The organism is Sphingobacterium sp. B16(2022) (genome assembly GCF_012030425.1).
Taxonomy (GTDB): domain Bacteria; phylum Bacteroidota; class Bacteroidia; order Sphingobacteriales; family Sphingobacteriaceae; genus Sphingobacterium; species Sphingobacterium anhuiense.
Genome location: NZ_JAAUVN010000002.1, coordinates 804,185 through 824,252 on the forward strand (window position 1 = coordinate 804,185; position 20,068 = coordinate 824,252).

Here is a 20,068-nt window from a genome sequence, read left to right on the forward strand (position 1 = left end):
TTAGCTTCTTTTTAAATCTCAATTTAACCTAAAAAAATGCAAAAACTTTGCAACAGGGAGAGCTATGCGCTGTCCCCAGGGAAAAATACTGTCCTAAATCTTGAGTTATTTTTTGGTCTTCAATCAAAAACAAACCAAAAAATAAACACATTGAAAAGTTCTATACTAAAAAGTGAAAACGTTAAACATGATTACGCTTTACAAAAGCATGATCAACCTACGGTTTCATATATAAAAATACATTGGAAGCTAGTGCTTTGCATCCTGCTTTCTCCAATGCTACATGCCTTTAATCTGCTCTTGTGCTTATTAAAGGCCATAAAAGTAATTGCGATACCCTGTATCATGATCATCGCAGTATTTCATAGTTTATGTTTATCAGCTCAGACACTCCGCAAGGACAGCGGGGTGAATGGGCAGGTAAAATCTGAGCTAACTGGTGTTGTTGTATCCTCCTCCGATGGTACACCACTGCAAGGAGTATCTGTGCGAATCGATGCCGAAAACTTACAGATTAAAACTTCCCAAGATGGAAGGTTTCAACTGACAGTCACTAATAAAAAAGGAAAGATTGGATTCTCCTCCATCGGTTTTAAAAGCCAAGAACTCAATTATACCTCAGGAGTATCAATGACTGTGAAATTGATACCTGAAGATAACCAGCTTGATGAAGTAGAGGTAGTATCTACCGGATACCAGAAGATACCCAAAGAACGAGCAACGGGGAGTTTTGTGCAGATCGATAACGAGCTTTTAAATAGGAGAGTGAGTACGAATATACTGGATCGATTGGAAGGAGTAACGAGCGGTGTTAACTTTAATCGCTCTTCTGGTGGAGCAGGAGGTTTATTACCACCCAATGAGCAGACTGGTCTATCTATACGCGGGCGATCAACTATAGATAATGATGTAAGTGCTGATCCTCTTATTATTCTAGATAATTTTCCTTTTGAAGGTAGTTTAGATCAAATCAATCCTAATGATATTGAAAGCATAACGGTATTACGTGATGCTGCAGCAGCTTCTATTTGGGGTGCACGTTCAGGGAATGGTGTCATTGTGATAACGACCAAAAAAGCTGCGTTTAGAGAACAAACAAAGATTGACTTTAATACTTCAACCACAATTGGAACAAAACCTAACTTGAAATATAGCCGAAATTTTATTCCCAGTGCCGAATTTATGACTGTTGAGCGTCAGCTTTTTGATAAAGGTTTTTATAGTGATTTGTTATCCAATAACACAACTTTTCCTTTAGTAAGCCCTTATGTTGAATTGTTGGATCAACACCGATCGGGTGATATAGATGAAAATATACTTAAGCTTGCAGAACAAAAGTTTGCTAAGATAGATAGTCGAAATGAGACTTCAGAAAACTTTTACCAAACTTCAGTGAAGAACCAATATGCGTTTGGAATTCGCTCTGGAGGAGAAAAATTTAGCAATTATTTTTCTGTTGGCTACAATGATAATCGAGAAGTCGTTCAAAAGAGTGGTCTAAAAAGATGGACAATGAATATCTCTCCGCAGTTTAAGTTATTACAAAATCTAACTTTTTCTCCATCGGTATCAGTGACCAATACCACAGAACGATATGGTTACAGCTACAGTTCACCCTATCCCTATATTTCATACACAGGTGAGGATGGTATTCCGCTCATGGTACCAAGTGGTTATAGAGATAGCTATCTACGAGAAATGGAAAGTAAAGGCTTTAAAGACTGGTCACTTCGCCCATTAGAAGAGAAAGAACTCAAGGATACCCATGCTAAGCGGTTGCATACAATTTTAAATGGTCAATTAATGTATGCTCCTTTGAATTGGTTGTCATTCGCCTCCCTCTTTCAATATGAACGTCAGCAGAGTGAGTATGAAGATTTGAAGAATAAGAATAGCTATTATGTCAGAAATTTAGTCAATCGCTATACGCAAGTGAATGGTACAAATTTTACTTACCCTATACCCGATGCGGATATACTTGATCATACTCGAGATAGGTTAGAAGCTTATAATTTTCGGATTAATAGCGCGATGAATAAAAGATGGTCAGACAAGCATCAATTAAATGCTTTATTGGGTGCTGAAATGAAATCGACAATTATTGCAGCTCACTCAGGACGGTATTATGGCTATGATCACGAGACTGGAACGATTTTAAGCAATCTAAACTTTAATCAATACTATCCAATTAATCCGAATGGATTAGGATCACAGCTGATTGATGATGGTGTTGGAAATATGAGTGAACTGACTCGCCGTTCTGTTTCTTATTTCTTTAATGGTGCTTACCAATTTCGAGAACGGTATACATTATCCGCCTCAGCTCGAAAAGATGGTGCTAATTTATATGGAGTAAAGACCAATGATAAATTTGTACCACTGTGGTCGGTCGGACTTTTATATTACATTTCAAAAGAAGATTTTTATAAATCAACGTTGTTGCCAACATTAAAGCTTCGGTTTACGTATGGTTATAATGGAAATTCCTATAATCAATCTGCTTACCTTATTGCAAGCTTTAATAGGAACACACTTAATGGTTTTCGACAAGCTACCATTCAAAATCCACCCAATCCATTGTTAAGGTGGGAGCAAGTCCGCAATATTAACTTATCAATGCAGTTTGCTTCCAAAGGAAATCGTATTTCGGGTTCGATAGAGCTCTTCCAAAAGGATGGAATGGATCTTATACAGGAGATCTTGCTTCGACCTTCCTCAGGTTTTAATAGTTACAAAGGTAATTCTGCTTCAGTCCGTAATAGGGGGGTGGATCTACAATTAACTAGTATAAATACAAAAGATAAGTTTAATTGGAGTACCGTATATCTATTAAGTTTGATCAAGGATAAGGTTCTTTCTTTTAATGAAGAATATCCAACAAGGTATTTGGTATCTAATTCGTCCGCAGTTGACGGACCTGCACGCTATGGTCTATACATTAAAGAGGGTAATTCGCTTTATGGCGTATATAGTTACCGGTCATCTGGACTGGATGAAAATGGAGATCCTATGGGCTATTTAAATGGAGTTGAATCTAAAGATTATGCAGGTATTATTGCCGCCAGTAATACCATGGATAATGTTAACTATCATGGAAGTAGTAGGCCTACGTTGTTTGGTTCATTGCGCAATACTTTTTCATACCGAAAGTGGTCACTTTCAGCTAATATTCTTCTTAAGTCTGGTTTCTACATCAGAAAGAAAAGTAGTAGTACTAACTTAAACGAGGTACTTTCGATGCCAAATGCAGATTTTATGTTGGAATTTGATCCTCAGAACCCGAATAAAGAAACAACTATGCCTGCATTGGTCTATCCTGTTAATGCAAGCCGCAATACATTTTATCAAAATTCGGAAGCCTTAGTTTTATCAGGTGATCATATTCGTTTACAGGATATTTCCTTGTCGTACCAGATGAAGTTTTCACGATTTACAGTAGATTTTTATTCTTACATAGACAACCTTGGAATCTTATGGCGTAAGAATAAAGTAGGTATAGATCCTGATGTTAACGATTATTTCGGTTTATATCCAATCCCAACCAGTTACTCACTTGGTGCTCGTATCCAGTTCTAATTTAAAAATTCTGATTATGAAATATCTCATTTATTTTTTCTGCTTGTTTTTCAGCTATTCTTGTAAAAAGATAGATAACTGGCTGGATGTAAAATCAAAAAATAGTGATGTCATACTAAAAAGTTTGGATGACTATCAATCATTATTGGATAATACGACAGTGATGAATACTACGCCCGGTATGGGCATTATCTGCGCTGATAATATCCATCTCCTTGAAAATACTGTTTTAACAGTTGGAAATCCTTCGGAACGAAATGCTTATATCTGGAAAGAAGATATTTATGAAGGCGCAATTGGAACGGGAACTGGAGATTGGACAGTACCATACCGAGCTATAGCGTATGCCAATATCGTAATGGAAGGAACAGATAAAGTCACAAAATCAAGTGCCGAAAAGGATAATATTCGAGGTTCTGCATTGTATTATCGAGGGTTTCACTATTATCAGTTATTGCAGCTTTATGCTCCTCAATATGTAAAGGGTGCTTCACTATCTTGCGTGCTTCCTATGCGCTCTAGATCGGATATCAGTGATAACGGTAATCTGATCACGGTAGAAGCTTGCTATGAGCAAGTAATTAAAGATTTGACTGCCTCATTAGAAATCTTGCCAATCGTTCCTGCAAGGAAGACACGACCATCTCGCTCTGCAGCTTTAGCTATGCTAGCAAAGGTCTATTTAACGATGCAAAGCTATGATAAAGCATTGCAATATGCAGAGGAGTATTTGAAGGACAATAATGAGCTAATTGATTTTTCGAGTTTGAATACAGCAGCTACATTACCTTTTCCAACCATAGATAAAGGAAATAAAGAGATCGTGTTCTATGCTGGTCCGATCAGTTACTTTTTTGTATCGTATGGAGATCTTAGGGTTAATGATGAATTATTTGATAGCTATAAAGATAATGATACCCGAAAATCTGCTTTCTTTAGAATGAACGTTGATGGTTCAAAATCCTTCAAGGGGCGTTATACAGGTACAGTTGGTCTGTTTTCAGGATTAGCGAATAATGAAATTCTTCTGATTAAGGCAGAATGTCTTGTTAGAACTGGTTCGTGGAAAGAAGGAAGAGATTTATTGAATCATCTTTGTAGTTATCGATACAAAGATTTTTCAGCACCACTGAATGAAACGACTGATGATGTGCTTTTCCGGGTCTTGGAGGAACGTCGTAAAGAGCTTGTGTTTACAGGTAATTGTAGATGGGAAGATTTGAGAAGATTGAATAAGGATTCAAGATTTGCAAAAACACTCACAAGAACACTTTCTGGTAAACAGTATATATTACCTCCTAATGATCCCAAATATACTTTGCCAGTTATTCCCCAAGAATTAATCATAAAAAATAAATAATGATCATGAAAATACGAATAATACATTACTTAATTAACCTATGTATTTTTTTTGGTTGCCATCATATCGGTTTTGCACAAACGGCAACTATTGATATTAGAAAATTGAAAGATAGTAACTTAAAAAATGAATTGAATTGTTACTGGACAGATGACAATTTCGAATTTTTCAATCGAACTCCTCACAGAAAAAACAAGGCATTAAAACATGATTCTATATTTACGATTAAGTTTGATAAAGGAATAGATCACCGATATATCACTTTAAAAACGGGTAATGAGAAAAATGCGGACAAAATATTATTATTGGATTTTTTAATTTTCCTTGGAGATAGCGTGGTCATTTCCGAAGAAGATGATCGCTTAGTATTTAATGGTATTGGGGCTGAAATTATGAATTTGCAATATCAACTTAGTCGAATAGAAAAAACAGTATCATTTCCACATTATGTAAATAAAAAGATCGATCTTGTAGAAAAAGAACCTGAACTGTCTTCGATTCTTCATGATAAGCTCCAGTCACTTTTACAGTATAATTACATGAAGCGTGATAGTCAACTAATTGTATTAGATCGTTATATAAATCAAATAGACAAGAATAGTTATCGATTGCTGAAATTAAATATTATTGGTAAAAATGAACAAAACTTGCTGACACAATTGATAATGGTCTTTTATCGTATCAGTAAAGAAAATCCCAATCTTGAAAATGAGAAATCATTATTTATACAGGAATACCTAAGACGGAATACACGACTTCATGAAGTTACTAATAAGAATTTTTTTCAGGCAAACGAAATGGAAAACTATTTTATGGAAAGAATGAGGCTAAGAAAATGGCTGGGTACAGCATTTGAAAAAGAGTGGGATTACGGGATGATGAAGCAAGAAAGTCTAGATAGAATATATTATCGTTATTTTTTTCAGAATTATTCTAAAATGGATGACGCCCAGCAGGCTAAAATACTGTCAAATATTTCATGTGAAAAATATATAGATGCTGTGCAACTATTTCGAGTTCAAACAACTCAAGGACAATTGTTGCCAGATTTTAAGTTGATGGATACAAGTGGAAATTTGGTCCAATTTTCTGATTTACGCGGGAAAATAATTGTTCTTGATTTCTGGTTTACTGGTTGTGCAAATTGCAAAGTACTACACGAGGAGATGAAGGCCGTAAGGAAAGAATTAGGGGATGTGAAGGATCTTTGTTTTGTTAATATTTCTATCGATGAAGATATGGAGAAATGGAAGAAATCTGTTCAATCTGGATCGTACAGTGATTCTTCAGATATTAGTCTTTACACTATGGGAGAAAAGTCGTTACATCCTATTATAAAGTTCTTTAATGTAATTTCTTATCCGAGACAAGTTATTTTGGATAAAGAAATGAGAATCGTAACGACTCAGGTTCCAAGACCGAGTTCACAAGAACAAGCAACAGCTTTAGTTAGTTTAATAAAGAGTATTAAATAAAAAATAGCACCTGAAATTTTTCAGGTGCTATTTTTTAATTTCATTATTCGTTTGTGCGGAATACTCCTTGATCAGCTTCCTGGAAATTAGCAGGATTTTTATACTGGTCATTCATTGGTCCTGGAGCACTACCAATTTTATGATATGAACATGTTGAACTTGCATCTAAGCACTCTCCTGCAGGATAATTTGAAGCAGGTTCCCAAGTTGTTCCATCTAATGTGACAAAATCACCAGCTGGTGGAGTTAATGATTTTGTAAATGATTGCGTCAATGCCGCACCGCCTAATACAGCTACTCCAAGTAGCACTTTTGTGAAATTTTTTAATGAGGTTTTCATACCTTTAGTTTTAATTGTTTATAATTTTTGTTTTTTTTAGGGCATAGATTCCGGCGATAAACCAGACCACATTAAAGATAATGTGCGTTTTCCAGCCCATGGATTCGATCACACCTCCGCAATTACAGAGCTTTTTTTCAACAAAGGCTACCATTAAAGTCAGGTAAAGTGTAAAAACACCCATCAGTAGGGTAGATACCCATAGAGCAGTACGCTTTATCTTGTATACCGGGACAATCAATAGTACAGCCAGCAGGATTTCCAAGGTGGGAATGCCCCAGCCGATCAGTTCAGCATATTTCGCTAAATAAGGGATTTTGCTGTTTCCCCGGATAAATTCAGCGATAATTTGCAGCTTCGCAATTCCTGCATAGAAATATAAGAAAGCATAGCCATAAATAATCAAAGCAGGTATGCGAGGCTTGATCCACCGTGCACTCCGACGGATTAAACTACCGTTTTTTGTGGATGTTGCCGGGTGTATCTTGTTGCCCTTGTGATTGATGATATGTTCCATTTGTTTGCGTTGTGAATGTTTCTTCTATCCATGCAACGGAATAGTCAACTGCCGTCAACTGATTTCCTGTTTGCGGGTCTCACCCGCATATGGGGAAGGGTGCAAATTTTTTCTTGTACTGTTTCATAATTTGTTATTTTAATTAGCAGATCGGAAAAAATGGTACGGATACAATTATTTTCGTGTTTTACAGGACGATTCATTATTTCATCCGATCTGCTATTACAAATTTCAGCAGCATTTTTTGTTATATTTTGGGAATTTGGACACTATGTTTTGGGTTTTTATGCCCAAATTATTGGGCATAAAAACCCAAATTATTGGGAAAAGGCCTATTCTCTTTCGCGTATAAGTCGACGAAGCAACTCTTCACTGATCCCCATATACTGGGCTAATTCTTTATGTTTGATATACTGGCGTATATCCGGATATTTGTCAAACACAAAGTCATATTTATCGGGATTGGGCAATGAAAGCAGTTTTGCCCGATAATCCAGATACTGTTGCTGTTTGTCCATAAGGCTGGCGTAGATCGGGAAAAGCTTTGGGTTTTTCGCGTTTATCGTATATAACTGTTTCCTTGTGATCATAAAGGTCCTGCAGTCACTTAGTGCAATAAACTGATAATTGTGCCTATGATTGGGTATCATCAGCGATTCGCCACTGAAGGCATACCGTACCGGACATGTCTTTTCATACTTTCCAAATATACCTTCTGCAATGAGGTAAAGTTCGTCTCAGTTGTTGGTCAGATACTCGCCCTTAACAAATCGGATCTCATCAAATGCGTCCGTCAATTCGGGTATGGCAGATACCCATTCTCCATGGATGTCTTTTAAAAAATTGGCTAAAATCTCTTCTTTGCTTTTCTTCATAATTAAGTATTGGCTGGTATTGAGCATAAAATAGACCCACAATTTATTAAACGATGTTTGCAAAATCAATTATTGGGAAATATAGGCTTAAGCAGAGACGAATTTTTTGAAAATAGTACCCTATTTCAGAGTGACTTGATTCTTATTTTCTTATAACCAACTTCTGCTTTTACTTCACTTTTCTTCGACTTGGCTTCGAGATTTCATCGGCGGCCATGCATGAAAACTCGAAGCGCACCCGATGCCGAGCCGATAAAATGGTGGAAAAGGTCAGGAATTAATTACCTGTTGATGTCTCATTTTTTAAGTGAATTTTACACTGATTTTCGCCTTAATTTTTGTTCAACTCGGCAAGGGGGCGGTCAAAAATCCGATGCTGTTCGGTCGAGTAAGGCACTGAATATTATTAAGTATATCGCACTGGGTCTTGGTGTGGTGGAAACTGTGCTGGATGATAAAAATAAAAAAGAAGAGGAGGAGTCACCACCATTGACGAATAGTTTGCCACAGAAAGAAAAGGAGGTGCGGGATGAAAGGCAATGATATCCGTATCGGTACTTTAGGAGGAACGCTCTGTTCGATATGGGCGAGCTTTTCGCTTGGTGATGTCATGCATACAGCTTTGATGGCTGTAGTCGGAACTGTCGTGAGTTATGGGACTAGCCGGTTCTTAGGGAGAATAAGGCGTAAATAGTGTAAATAAATAGGCTTATCTGTTGCGGGATAGGCCTATCTATTTTTTGCATATAACTGTAGGTTTACCATTGATTTCTGCGATGATAATTAGTGGCATATGCCTTTAAAGTCTGCTAGTGGCTGTAATGATTTAGGTGAAGTGCTAATTTAATATTGAGTTTTTTACAAAGTTTCCATCAAGTATGCTTTCCCGATTGGAGGGAAAAGGAGAGGGTTGTAAACTAAATAATTTTGCTTTGCGTAATTATTGTTAAATTAGTTCCGAAAACCTAAATAGCGATGCAGTTTTTAATTGCTGCATTATAAAAACTATAACTTATTATAAATAATCAATTTTAATAAATTTTTCATTTTATGAATTATGTTCTAACGTATTTTTCTCGAATATTGGTAATGCTGCTAATTAGTGTCGTTTGGAAGGGGAATACTGCTATTGCTCAGTCTGTTGTTACTACAAAAATCTATATTGCCAAGTCGGGTAAAGACAGTAATCCAGGAACTGTAGATAAGCCTTATGCAAGTCCTTCTGCGGCGATAGAAAGTGTTGCTAAATTGAAGAAAACTGGTTATAAAGGGACCGTTGAGGTGCTGATTAGCAAAGGTGAATATTATATTAACAAACCTCTTCTGGTTGGAGCTGAATTGTCTGGTACTGCAGATGCACCATTTACGATTAAAGCGATTGATGGCGAACGTGTTACTTGGAGCGGGGCTGTACCACTTAAGCTGTCCTGGACAAAAGGTGCTAACGGCGTCTGGAAAACTCAGGTGCCAAAAGGTATGAGTTTCCAAAGCCTATTTGCAGATGGAAAGCAGTTAATTCGTGCACGATATCCAAATTATGATCCAGCAATACTTCCGTTCAATGGGTATGCTGCTGATGCCATTAGTCCAGATCGTGTGAAGGGCTGGAAAAATCCTGTAGGTGCCTATGTACATGCGTTGCATATCGGCCGATGGGGTGGGTTTCATTACCGTGTTGTAGGTAAGGATAATAATGGGGAACTGAAACTGGAGGGAGGCGAACAGAATAATAGACCTAGCACTATGCACGATACCTATCGTTTTGTCGAGAATGTTTTTGAGGAATTGGATGTCGTTAATGAGTGGTATCTGGATGAAGGTTCAGGTACATTATATTATTATCCTGACTCAGGAGTAAATCCTAATAACCTGCAATTGGAAGCACCACAGTTGGAGAATATCTTAACCATTCAAGGGAGTTTATCGCAACACGTGCATGATGTACATGTATCAGGTATTCGTTTTGTCTACACGGCGCCTACTTTTATGAAGACTGCCGAGCCTTTACTGAGAAGTGATTGGACAATTTATCGGCAGGGAGCAGTTAAAATTGAAGGTGCTGAGCGCTGTGAGATCAAGGAATCGGAATTTGTAGACTTAGGCGGTAATGCCATCTTTGTCAGTAATTATAACCGGGATGTGAAGATTTCAAATAACTTGATTGAACGTATAGGCGCTGGCGCAATCAACTTTGTTGGAAATCCTGATGCGGTAAGATCGCCGTCTTTTCGTTATGAAAACTTTGTAGTGGAAAGCAAAATGGATACGATTCCTGGTCCTAAATCGGAGGATTATCCAATGAATTGTGAGGCTAGTGATAACTTGATTCGTAAAATAGGAACGATCGAAAAACAGGTTGCTGGAGTTCAGATCGCAATGGCCTCGTCTATCAAAGTACTGCACAATACCATATATGAAGTTCCTAGGTCGGGAATAAATGTAGGAGATGGAACGTGGGGTGGCCATGAAATTGCTTACAATGATGTATTTTATACCGTACTTGAAACAAGTGATCATGGTGCATTTAATTCTTGGGGAAGAGACCGGTTTTGGCACCCTGACCGCCAAGAGATGGATCGACTAGTAGCGATACATCCTAATTGGGTAACGTTAGATGCGGTGAAGACGACTCTTTTACATGACAACAGATTTCAGTGTGATCACGGTTGGGATATTGATCTGGATGATGGTTCGACGAACTACCAAATCTATAATAATATTTGTTTAAGCGGTGGCCTCAAACTTAGAGAAGGATTTTATCGAAAAGTATATAATAATGTGATGATCAATAATGGTTTTCATCCACATGTATGGTTTAAAAATAGTCATGATGTATTCAGAAATAACGTGGTTATGAGGTCTCATCAGGATATCCAAGTTAAATATTGGGGAGATACGGTTGATAATAATTATTACACAAGCAGTCAGGCATTGTTAAGCGATCAATCAAAAGGAATAGAAAGCAATGGAAAGGTGATCTTAGCAAAATATAAAGATGCGTCTACGGGTGACTTTAGGTTAGATGTTCCTAAACTTGATGGCTTTGAAAATTTTGACATGCTACATATGGGAGTTCGTAATCCTCGTCTTAAAGCATTAGCCGAAGGACCTCAAATTCCTCAGGTAGCAGAAACGAGAGCGGATACGAAGAAAGATGTATATATGTGGAAAGGAGCAACCCTCAAATCTATTGAAAGCTTAGGTGAGCAATCTGCAGCTGGCCTAGCGTCCATAGCTGGTGTATTGGTACTTAAGGTTGATGAAGGTAGTACAGCATATCAAAACGGATTGCGGATAGGGGATGTGATTATAGGGTGTCAAGATAAAAAGGTAGATCATCTAGCCGACCTTCAGCGAATTTTAAAACGAGATGAAGCAAAAGATTCATTTACTTTAATCGTTCATAGGAACCAAAATAAACAAACTATTGTGATCAAATAGTTGATCATTAAAAGCATGTTGTTGCTATTTCTACTGAATGTAAGCCACGTGCTGTTGATTGTGTTTTATGAAATAGATTAGATCTTCATACGGATAGAGAAAATCTTTAGATCTACAATAAAAGCCTCTCAGATAATTTTTGAGAGGCTTTTGTTATGGTAAGAATTTTATAATCCTTACTAAAAAAGATGTTAATAATGCATGCAAATCGGGTAATATAACGTGTATTTGGGATAGATTAGTTTAATAATTTTAGGGTAACAAACCAGTTACATTATAAACCAATTTATCTATGTATTTATTCAAACCTATAATTCCTGGTGCATATCGCATGCAGGTATTTCTAAAAAAGACTACCATACCTTTGGTAGTACCGTTCTTTTTAAGCACGCTGTATCTTCCTGTTCATGCTGCATATGCAACAACTTATCAACAGCAGGTCTCCATCACTGGAACGGTTAAAGATGCGCGGGGTACAGTTCTTCCTGGTGTCACTGTTCAGGTTAAGAGAACTAATCAAACGGTTAAAACTGATGAACAAGGGCGCTTTAGTATCAATGCTACCGCAAAAGATGTTTTGCATATTACCTCTGTTGGTTATGAGCCTCAGGATGTGGTGATCGGGGATGCAAAAACATACAGTATCACTTTGAAGGAAGGTAGTGAGCAGATCGACGAAGTTGTGGTTGTAGGATACGGTACCCAGAAAAAAGTCAACCTTTCCGGGTCTGTGGCGAGTGTATCGGGCAAGACCATTACTGAGCGTCCGGTTCCTAATGTCCAAAACCTATTGCAGGGACGCATCGCTGGACTTGATGTGGTACAACCTACCGGGGAGCCTGGCAGGGACAATGGGAGCATGCGGATAAGGGGGCTTGGGTCGAGCGGAGCGTCGCCCAACCCGCTCGTACTCATTGATGGAGTTGTTGGATCGATGTCCAACTTATCACCACAGGATATTGAAAATGTTACTGTTCTTAAAGATGCATCTTCCGCTTCTATATATGGAGCAAGAGCAGCTAATGGCGTTATTTTAGTTACCACAAAAAAAGGTAAGCTCGGAACCAGTAATATTGAATATACAGGAAACTGGGGGACCAGTGAAGCGACCAAATACCCAGATCTGATCACCAATTCGGTGACCTATATGGAGATGTACAATTCGGCAAGAGCCAGAAGCGGACAGCCAGCGGTATACACGCAGGCGCAGATCGATAGTTATAAAAATAATCCCAATAGCGCCGAATATCCAAACTTTGACTGGTTAGATCATGTGCTCGGAAAAGGTCCTATTCAGAACCACAATCTCAGTGTTAACGGTGGAAGTGAGAAGAGTACGCACAATATCTCTCTCAATTATCTGGATCAGAATAGTATTACCAAAGGATATCTTTATAAAAGATATAATGGTCTAACAGATTATACCAACCAGGTTCACAAAAGGATAAAAGTAGGTACTAATGTCAACTTTTCTTATCAGGATTTTAAAGCGCCCTGGTTGACCAACGATGACTTGTTATTATTGGCCTATGCGGCTGCACCGACGTTTTCACCCTATTTACCAGATGGTAGCGGTCGATCGGCTGGTCGCGATTATATGAGTACAGGCGGAACTAACCGTACGCCAGAGGAAGTGTACAATACAGGTGCACAGCTGACCAAAAATTACAATGTCAATGCGCAGGCGTTTGTGGATGTCGACCTTATGGAAGGATTGAAATGGTCTTCAAAGGCAGCGTTTACGTTTTATAATCAGGAATATAAACAGCGCCAGTTTGGTAGCCCTGCCTACGCCTTTCATCCCAACGATAAAGGCGAATATGAGCAGTCGGGAAATGGTAATCCAACTTTTAATGGGCTTAGACAATCGTCTGACCGTAATATTACCAAAACATTTTACTCTACGCTAAACTATGTAAAGACGATAGCTGAAGATCATAATATCAGTGTGCTTGGAGGATATGAACAGCAGGATAATAGAAGTACTACAATAGGAGGCGGACGCTATAGTTTTCCTAACAATGTTCTTATGGAACTGGACGGAAGTTCTCCTAAAGATCAAACCTTGAATGGTAGTTCTTTTGAATGGGCGCTCAAGTCTTTTTTTGGAAGGGCAAACTATGACTACAAAGGAAAGTACTTCTTGGAAGGTAATATTCGTCATGATGGAACCTCGCGGGTAGGACCAAAATATAGATGGGGAACATTTGGTGGAGGGTCTGCCGCCTGGCGCATCTCAGAAGAAGATTTTATTAAAAATAATGCAACTTGGCTGGATAATCTGAAACTGCGTGCATCTTATGGCGCCTTGGGAAATCAGGAAATAACAAGAGATGGGAATCTCGATTATTATCCTTACCAGAATATCCTTTCCAGTACAACCTATACATTCGCAGATCTAGAAGCTGGTGTTATGAAGAGGCGTCTTGTTGAGAATAATTTACGCTGGGAGAAAACAGCGATTACCGACATTGGTTTAGATGTTGATATTTACAAAGGGCTCTTTGGTGCAACCATTGACTGGTACAATAAAAATACGACGGATATCTTGGAAACAAGAACGGATGTTCCGGCTAGTATGGGTTTAATGCCTCCGATCATCAATGCAGGGGCTATGGTGAATAAAGGAATAGAAATTGAGCTGAGACATCAGAATCAGATAGGTGAATTCAATTACGGTGCTAATGTGATCTTCAACCGTTACCGCAATAAAGTGACTAATAGATTGGCCGAGACTTTAGGAACGATTGAAATTGGTCAACCTTATAATAATTTCTTCCTATACGATTGGATCGGCATCTTTCAGAGTCAGGCTGATATCGACAATTCACCGAAACAGCCAAATTCTGGTGCAGTTAAACCTGGTGACCTGAAGATGCGAGATGTGGACGGTAATGGAAGTATCGGTCCAGAAGATCGTATACGGATCAGTCGATTCCCGGATTACAGTTATTCTTTCAATGTCTATGCAGGTTGGAAAGGATTTAATCTAAGTGCATTCTTTCAGGGCGTACAAGGACAAAAGGTGCAGGTTAGCCAATGGGGTTACGATCCTTTTATGCAGGGATCAGCACCACCGACGAGATTTTTGGATGCATGGACACCGACCAATCCGAGTAACACCGTTCCGGCAGTGTACCTGTCAGGTTATGCCGGCGTATCGGGATACCCGTCAACCTACTTCTTGCAAGATGCATCTTACTTACGGTTGAAAAATCTATACCTATCTTATACTTTTCCTGAGTCCATTACCAAACGTATAGCCGCTAAAGGAATTACGGTGTATGTATCGGGCGACAATTTGATCACCTGGACAAAATACGAAGGTAATGATCCGGAAAGATCGGGTTCTGGAAGATTTGCGCAATTTCCGCAGCTTAAGATGTATACAGCGGGAATCAAGATTAAATACTAATCTAGCCTCTTGAGATAATAAAAAAACGAATATTGATATAAAAATAGCAACAATGAAAGCAAAATATACCAGCATATCTTTGATCGCAGTTTTCGTGATCGGTATGCTTAGCTCTTGTAACAAAGACTTTCTGGATAAAGATCCGACTACAGCTATTGACGGAGGAGCCTTTTGGACTTCCGATACAGATGTGAAGTTGGCTGTAGCGGGCGTATATAGAAGATTGCAGTCTGGTTTTTATGGCCAGGGTAAATTATGGTTGGATACCTATTCGGATAATGCACTGGATCGCCATAGTTTTTATGGCTTTGGAGATTTGACCCAGGGTATCGTCAACTCGACTAACGTCACCGGTACTTTTTACAATACACCTTACGAAGGGATTGCGGGGTGTAATTTTTTCTTAGATAATATTGATAAGGCGCCAAGCAGCGATGCTCAAAAAGCAGTGTATAAGGCTGAGGTTAGATTTATCAGGGCGATGTTTTACTTCGACTTGGTACAGGCATTTGGCGGAGTGATCCTGTATGAGACTGAGCCAAAGACTGTGGATGAAAGTAAAATCGTCCAGAGTTCGAAAGAAGATGTGCTGAAGTTTATTCACAGTGAACTTGATTATGCCATCACCAATCTGCCCAATTTAGCATATACAGATGGCCATGCCGTAAAAGGGAGTGCGCAGGCCTTAAAAACCCGCGTGTATCTTTATCAGCAAAATTGGCCTTTGGCAGCAAGTACAGCGAATGATATCATTACTGGAGGTAAATTTCAGATCTATCAAGGTGGGTACCAGAATCTCTTTTTCACACCTACGCAAAAGGACAATCCAGAAATTATATTTTCGACGAAATATTCCGCACCCAACAATCCACAGGGTGGTGAGGGTTTATTGGTCGAAGTCGGCTGGTATGGCAGTATAGCACCTTACCAAAATCTGGTCGATGCTTATGAAATGTCCAATGGTAAAATGATCAATGAAATGGGTTCAGGTTATGTGGCATCAGATCCCTACAGCAATCGGGATCCGCGTTTAAAATTTACGATCAAAGTGCCGACTGAAGAATATATTAATCCGGATGGATCAGTATTTGAAGAGTCAGATCCGCTATTGACGACTTATGTTCAGAAAAAATATGTAGACCTGTCGATGTTGCCGTTCAACAGAACGAAGACACCACTGACAGATCAAAATATCATCCACACCCGTTACGCAGATGTTTTACTGATGTATGCCGAGGCCCAAAATGAAGTGAGCGGTCCTGATCAAAGCATCTACAAAGCGTTGAATGAAATTCGGGAAAGAAAAAGTGTAGGTATGCCGAAAGTAAATGAGGCCGTGTACAATACGAAAGACAAGTTACGTGATTTTATCTTGCATGAGAGACGGATCGAATTGGCCTTGGAAGGGCACCGTTATTACGATCTTAAACGTCGTAATCAAATGGAAAATGTACTTTCTAAAATTAAAAATCCGGGCGGGGTACAATTGAAATTCGGTGAGAAGAATAATGTTTTACCTTTTGCGCAGGATGAATTGGATAAAAATAAACAACTGAAACAAAATGATGATTACACGCCGTAATCCCTAAACCCTCATGTTCAATATGACCATGAAAAGCCCTCTGATACTTGTATCAGAGGGCTTATTAATGTTACAAGTTATGGCCCCTGACAGATGAGGACATATATTTACCACGATATTCCCGAGGTGTTAATCCTTTGAATTTTTTGAAAAACTTGTTGAAATTTGAAAGACTGTTAAAGCCACAGTCATATGCCAGATTATTTACCCGGTAATCTTCCTGTGTCAGTAGTTTGCAAGCATGTCCGACACGTACTTCATTGACAAATTCTACAAAGGTTTTTTGCGTTCTACTTTTGAAGTAACGGCAGAAAGATTGTTTGTTCATATAGATCATCTCCGATACGTCTTCTAGATGGATCTCTTTCGCAAAATTATTAAAAATATGTTTTAAAATAATGTCCATGCGATCATTGTCTTTTAGCTGATAGGTATTAGTATAACCTGCTCCGGTCAGTAAGTCGTATTCTTTAGTCTCACTTAGTATTTGCAATATTTTAGTTAATAGATTCAAACGGGCGAGCACCTCAACTTCATCTGCTAATTGGATCAATAGGGTTTTTATCTGCAATTTGGTTTTACCTCTAAAACGCATGCATCGTTTACTCAGCTGAAAAAAGTCAGCAAGTGTTTTGACGTTTCCGAATTGGGAAATAATCTTAAGAATCTTATCCGGATGAAAAAATAGGGTCACTGACTTAGCTTGATTTTCATTCTCAGAAGCGATAAAGTATTCTTTCCTATTGTGCCAGACATGGGGAATGTTAGAGCCTACCAAAATGAGATCATCTTGGCTAAAACTTTCAATGCTGTCACCGATCATTCTGGTGCCCTCACTTTTGACGACATAATTTATCTGACATTCTTCATGAAAATGAAATAGCGTTGAGAAATAAGGAGAATTGACGATTTTGGTGTCAAACACATCATTTTCTTTACCTTCTAATATTTTAGCTGGAACTGGTTTCATAATATCTAGCTACCTTTAATATGATCCCGAAGCAATGCTCTATTGCTGCTATATTAAAGTTTGGTTTTTTAATTATGCTAATATAGCGTATAAATTGGTGAATTGCCAATTGGTTTTTAATTTTTTAAGCCTTTAACTTAGTGATCATATAAACCAGAATAAAATCTTAAGTGTATAATTATTTTTAATATGGCATCAATAGGAAAAAAAAGACTTTACTCCAAGTTGAAGATTGGAAAGTTAGGACTTTTGTTAAGTACAATCTCGATGCTGTCGGGTAATGTTCAGGGACAAGAAAATAAGAGTTTGTATACTTTACAGTCAGATTTTGTCGATCTGAGATTTGGGGTTATGATGCATTTTAATATGGGAACATTTACCGATGAAGAATGGGCTTCCCCCAATCACGATCCTAAGAAATTTAATCCGACCGAGCTTGACTGCAATCAATGGGCTGATGCATGTAAATCTGCAGGTATGAAGTATGCTATTTTAACCACAAAACATCATGACGGATTTTGTCTATGGGACTCTAAGTATACGGATTATGATGTCGCAAGTAGTCCCTACAAAAAAGATGTTGTAAAAGAATATGTGGATGCATTTCGTAGTCGGGGTATAAAGCCTTGTTTATATTTTTCCATTTGGGACCGTCACAATGGTGTTGAAAACGGAGGGCTGAAAGAAGAGCAGTTAATACTGAATCAACTCACGGAGCTCTTAACAAATTATGGAGAGATCCCGCAAATTATCTTCGATGGATGGAATTGGAAAATGGGCCATACCCTTATTTCGTATCAACGCATCTATGATCATGTTAAAAAATTACAACCCAATTGCCTTATATCTGAACATAATGGCAACAGTAATTTTCAAACGGATTTGATTTATTATGAAGGACCAAAAGGGGTATTTCCTCCTGGAAATAATGTGTTTGCTTCGCAGATGGCTTTGACGATGACCAACGGCTGGTTTTGGCATGCAGATTCACCTAAGAATGTCAAAAGTCTGGACTATACGTTGGATAAGCTACAGCGTCTTGAACCGCTATATTGCAATTTCATGCTCAATATAGCGCCTAACCGTAAGGGTCTTTTTGATAAAGAGGTAGTCGATCGCTTGGTCGAAATTGGAAAAAGATGGAAACCAGATACCTCCCGTTTACCGCTACCGGCACAGCCCGAAACCGTGAATAGTTACATTTTACCTGTGGGTATTACCGCTACTGCTGGTAAAGCAGTTACCCAGCCAGCACCTCCAGCTAATGATGGCTCGCCGATCGCAGCGCTGCTGACCCAGACCACAGCGAACGTGATGATCGATGGATGCAGTGATGAGATTCCTGATAACGGCGGGTTTTCACCTTTTCAGACTTATTGGGAATTTGCACCTCATAAATCACGAGCCCTTGTCCTTGATCTGGGAACAGCCAAAGATATAAGGAAGCTGTATTATCTACCGGCACGCTGGTTAGGTTATAATGGGATAATAACTAAATATATGATCTCCACAAGTTTGGATGGTCAAAACTTTAAAAAGATAACGGAAGGGAAGTGGCAGAAAAACACCAATTTAAAGATATCGGATTTTGCTTCAGTAAAAACGCGTTACGTGAAATTTGAGATTGTAGAATCTGTGGGAGAAGCCATTGTCAGTGAAATTGGCGTTGGAAACTGATTATGATATAAGTTTTAGAAGAATTTAAATTAATTAAAATAATACAACTATGTTAACAGCATTTTCATTAAAAGGCAAGACAGCCTTGATAACAGGTGGCGGAACAGGTATTGGATTTGGAATAGCAAAAGCAATGTTGGAGGCGGGTGCGAGAGTGGTCATTGTAGGCCGTCGAGAAGAAACGCTACAGCAGGCGCAACTCGAATTAGGAGGGGATGTTCATTATTTTGTCTTTGATCTAGCCAATACAGAAGCTATTCCAGGATTGATAGATCGTATAGAATCTGCAGTAGGGCCAATTGATATTTTAGTCAACAATGCAGGTGTTCATTTAAAAAAATATGCACTGGAAACTAGTGATGCTGAATTTGAAAAAATTATACAGACCAATGTGCTCAGTGTATTCAGCCTAAGCAGGTCGTGTGCCGCTAAAATGGTTGAAAGAAAAGATGGAGTTATTTTATTTATTGGGTCTATGACCGGAATGTTTGGTATGGATCGTGTCTCGGCTTACGGTACTTCTAAAACTGCTTTGACTGGCCTGATGCAAAATCTGGTCACAGAGTTTTCGAAATATAATGTAAGGGTCAATACGTTAGTTCCGGGATGGATAGAGAGTCCGATGTTTTTTAAAGCAATTGGTGACGATCCGCAGCGAAAAGAGAAGATCATTAATCGGATTGCTATGGAAGGTTTTGGAAAACCTGAAGACGTGGGAAATGCCGCAGTTTTTCTCTCCTCTCCAGCAGCACGTTATATCACCGGGGTTTTATTGCCTATTGATGGTGGGGCGACTGTTAATTTTTGACCTAAGGTCAAATTGAACATAAACAAGTATTT

The 20,068-nt window shown here is 38.5% G+C and carries 15 protein-coding genes; 10 read left to right on the forward strand and 5 right to left on the reverse strand.

Annotated elements, in window-relative coordinates; genetic code table 11:
• Nucleotides 1-36: 36 nt before the first annotated feature.
• From HCX49_RS13630 to HCX49_RS13640, 3 genes are read left to right on the forward strand one after another with little or no spacing between them, the layout of a single operon-like run.
• Nucleotides 37-3,576: a SusC/RagA family TonB-linked outer membrane protein gene (locus tag HCX49_RS13630; RefSeq protein WP_168127384.1), complete on the forward strand. Its 3,540-nt coding sequence runs from the start codon at nt 37-39 to the stop codon at nt 3,574-3,576.
• A gap of 16 nt (nt 3,577-3,592) precedes the next feature.
• Nucleotides 3,593-4,936 (forward strand): RagB/SusD family nutrient uptake outer membrane protein, encoded by a 1,344-nt coding sequence (locus tag HCX49_RS13635; RefSeq protein WP_168127385.1) that lies wholly within the window; start codon nt 3,593-3,595, stop codon nt 4,934-4,936.
• 5 nt (nt 4,937-4,941) lie between these two features.
• On the forward strand, nt 4,942-6,411 hold the full coding sequence (locus HCX49_RS13640; RefSeq protein WP_168127386.1) for a TlpA family protein disulfide reductase: 1,470 nt from the start codon (nt 4,942-4,944) through the stop codon (nt 6,409-6,411).
• 43 nt (nt 6,412-6,454) lie between these two features.
• Here HCX49_RS13640 and HCX49_RS13645 read toward each other — a convergent pair whose 3' ends face one another.
• From HCX49_RS13645 to HCX49_RS13660, 4 genes are all read right to left on the reverse strand, one after another.
• Complete coding sequence (locus HCX49_RS13645; RefSeq protein ID WP_132842028.1) at nt 6,455-6,751, reverse strand: hypothetical protein; 297 nt, start codon at nt 6,749-6,751, stop codon at nt 6,455-6,457.
• 10 nt (nt 6,752-6,761) lie between these two features.
• Entirely contained in the window at nt 6,762-7,268 is a 507-nt protein-coding gene (locus HCX49_RS13650) for a MauE/DoxX family redox-associated membrane protein (protein WP_168127387.1), read from the reverse strand.
• A gap of 332 nt (nt 7,269-7,600) precedes the next feature.
• Nucleotides 7,601-7,858, reverse strand: a complete 258-nt coding sequence (locus HCX49_RS13655; protein WP_168127388.1) for a hypothetical protein — start codon at nt 7,856-7,858, stop codon at nt 7,601-7,603.
• A gap of 147 nt (nt 7,859-8,005) precedes the next feature.
• The gene (locus HCX49_RS13660) at nt 8,006-8,143 is read right to left on the reverse strand and encodes a hypothetical protein (protein ID WP_168127389.1); all 138 of its coding nucleotides are present in this window, start codon (nt 8,141-8,143) and stop codon (nt 8,006-8,008) included.
• Between the two features lie 219 nt (nt 8,144-8,362).
• Here HCX49_RS13660 and HCX49_RS13665 point away from each other — a divergent pair, with 219 nt between their 5' ends.
• The 5 genes from HCX49_RS13665 to HCX49_RS13685 all read left to right on the forward strand — a co-directional run bounded on the left by HCX49_RS13665 (nt 8,363) and on the right by HCX49_RS13685 (nt 16,581).
• Nucleotides 8,363-8,686: a hypothetical protein gene (locus tag HCX49_RS13665; protein WP_168127390.1), complete on the forward strand. Its 324-nt coding sequence runs from the start codon at nt 8,363-8,365 to the stop codon at nt 8,684-8,686.
• Nucleotides 8,673-8,837: a hypothetical protein gene (locus tag HCX49_RS13670; protein ID WP_168127391.1), complete on the forward strand. Its 165-nt coding sequence runs from the start codon at nt 8,673-8,675 to the stop codon at nt 8,835-8,837. The genes HCX49_RS13665 and HCX49_RS13670 overlap by 14 nt, the downstream gene beginning before the upstream one ends.
• Nucleotides 8,838-9,193: 356 nt before the next feature.
• Complete coding sequence (locus tag HCX49_RS13675) at nt 9,194-11,584, forward strand: PDZ domain-containing protein (protein WP_168127392.1); 2,391 nt, start codon at nt 9,194-9,196, stop codon at nt 11,582-11,584.
• Between the two features lie 292 nt (nt 11,585-11,876).
• Nucleotides 11,877-14,999 carry a SusC/RagA family TonB-linked outer membrane protein gene (locus tag HCX49_RS13680; protein ID WP_206368463.1) on the forward strand — a complete coding sequence of 1,041 codons (3,123 nt, stop codon included), beginning with the start codon at nt 11,877-11,879 and terminating at the stop codon, nt 14,997-14,999.
• Between the two features lie 52 nt (nt 15,000-15,051).
• Entirely contained in the window at nt 15,052-16,581 is a 1,530-nt protein-coding gene (locus HCX49_RS13685) for a RagB/SusD family nutrient uptake outer membrane protein (protein ID WP_168127393.1), read from the forward strand.
• Between the two features lie 70 nt (nt 16,582-16,651).
• Here the strand turns inward: HCX49_RS13685 and HCX49_RS13690 are convergent, their stop codons facing one another.
• The gene (locus HCX49_RS13690) at nt 16,652-17,551 is read right to left on the reverse strand and encodes an AraC family transcriptional regulator (RefSeq protein WP_168127394.1); all 900 of its coding nucleotides are present in this window, start codon (nt 17,549-17,551) and stop codon (nt 16,652-16,654) included.
• A gap of 189 nt (nt 17,552-17,740) precedes the next feature.
• Here HCX49_RS13690 and HCX49_RS13695 point away from each other — a divergent pair, with 189 nt between their 5' ends.
• Together HCX49_RS13695 and HCX49_RS13700 are read left to right on the forward strand one after the other, a co-directional pair.
• Nucleotides 17,741-19,228, forward strand: a complete 1,488-nt coding sequence (locus HCX49_RS13695; RefSeq protein WP_168127395.1) for an alpha-L-fucosidase — start codon at nt 17,741-17,743, stop codon at nt 19,226-19,228.
• Between the two features lie 49 nt (nt 19,229-19,277).
• The gene (locus HCX49_RS13700; RefSeq protein ID WP_168127396.1) at nt 19,278-20,036 is read left to right on the forward strand and encodes an SDR family NAD(P)-dependent oxidoreductase; all 759 of its coding nucleotides are present in this window, start codon (nt 19,278-19,280) and stop codon (nt 20,034-20,036) included.
• The last annotated feature ends 32 nt before the right edge of the window (nt 20,037-20,068 follow it).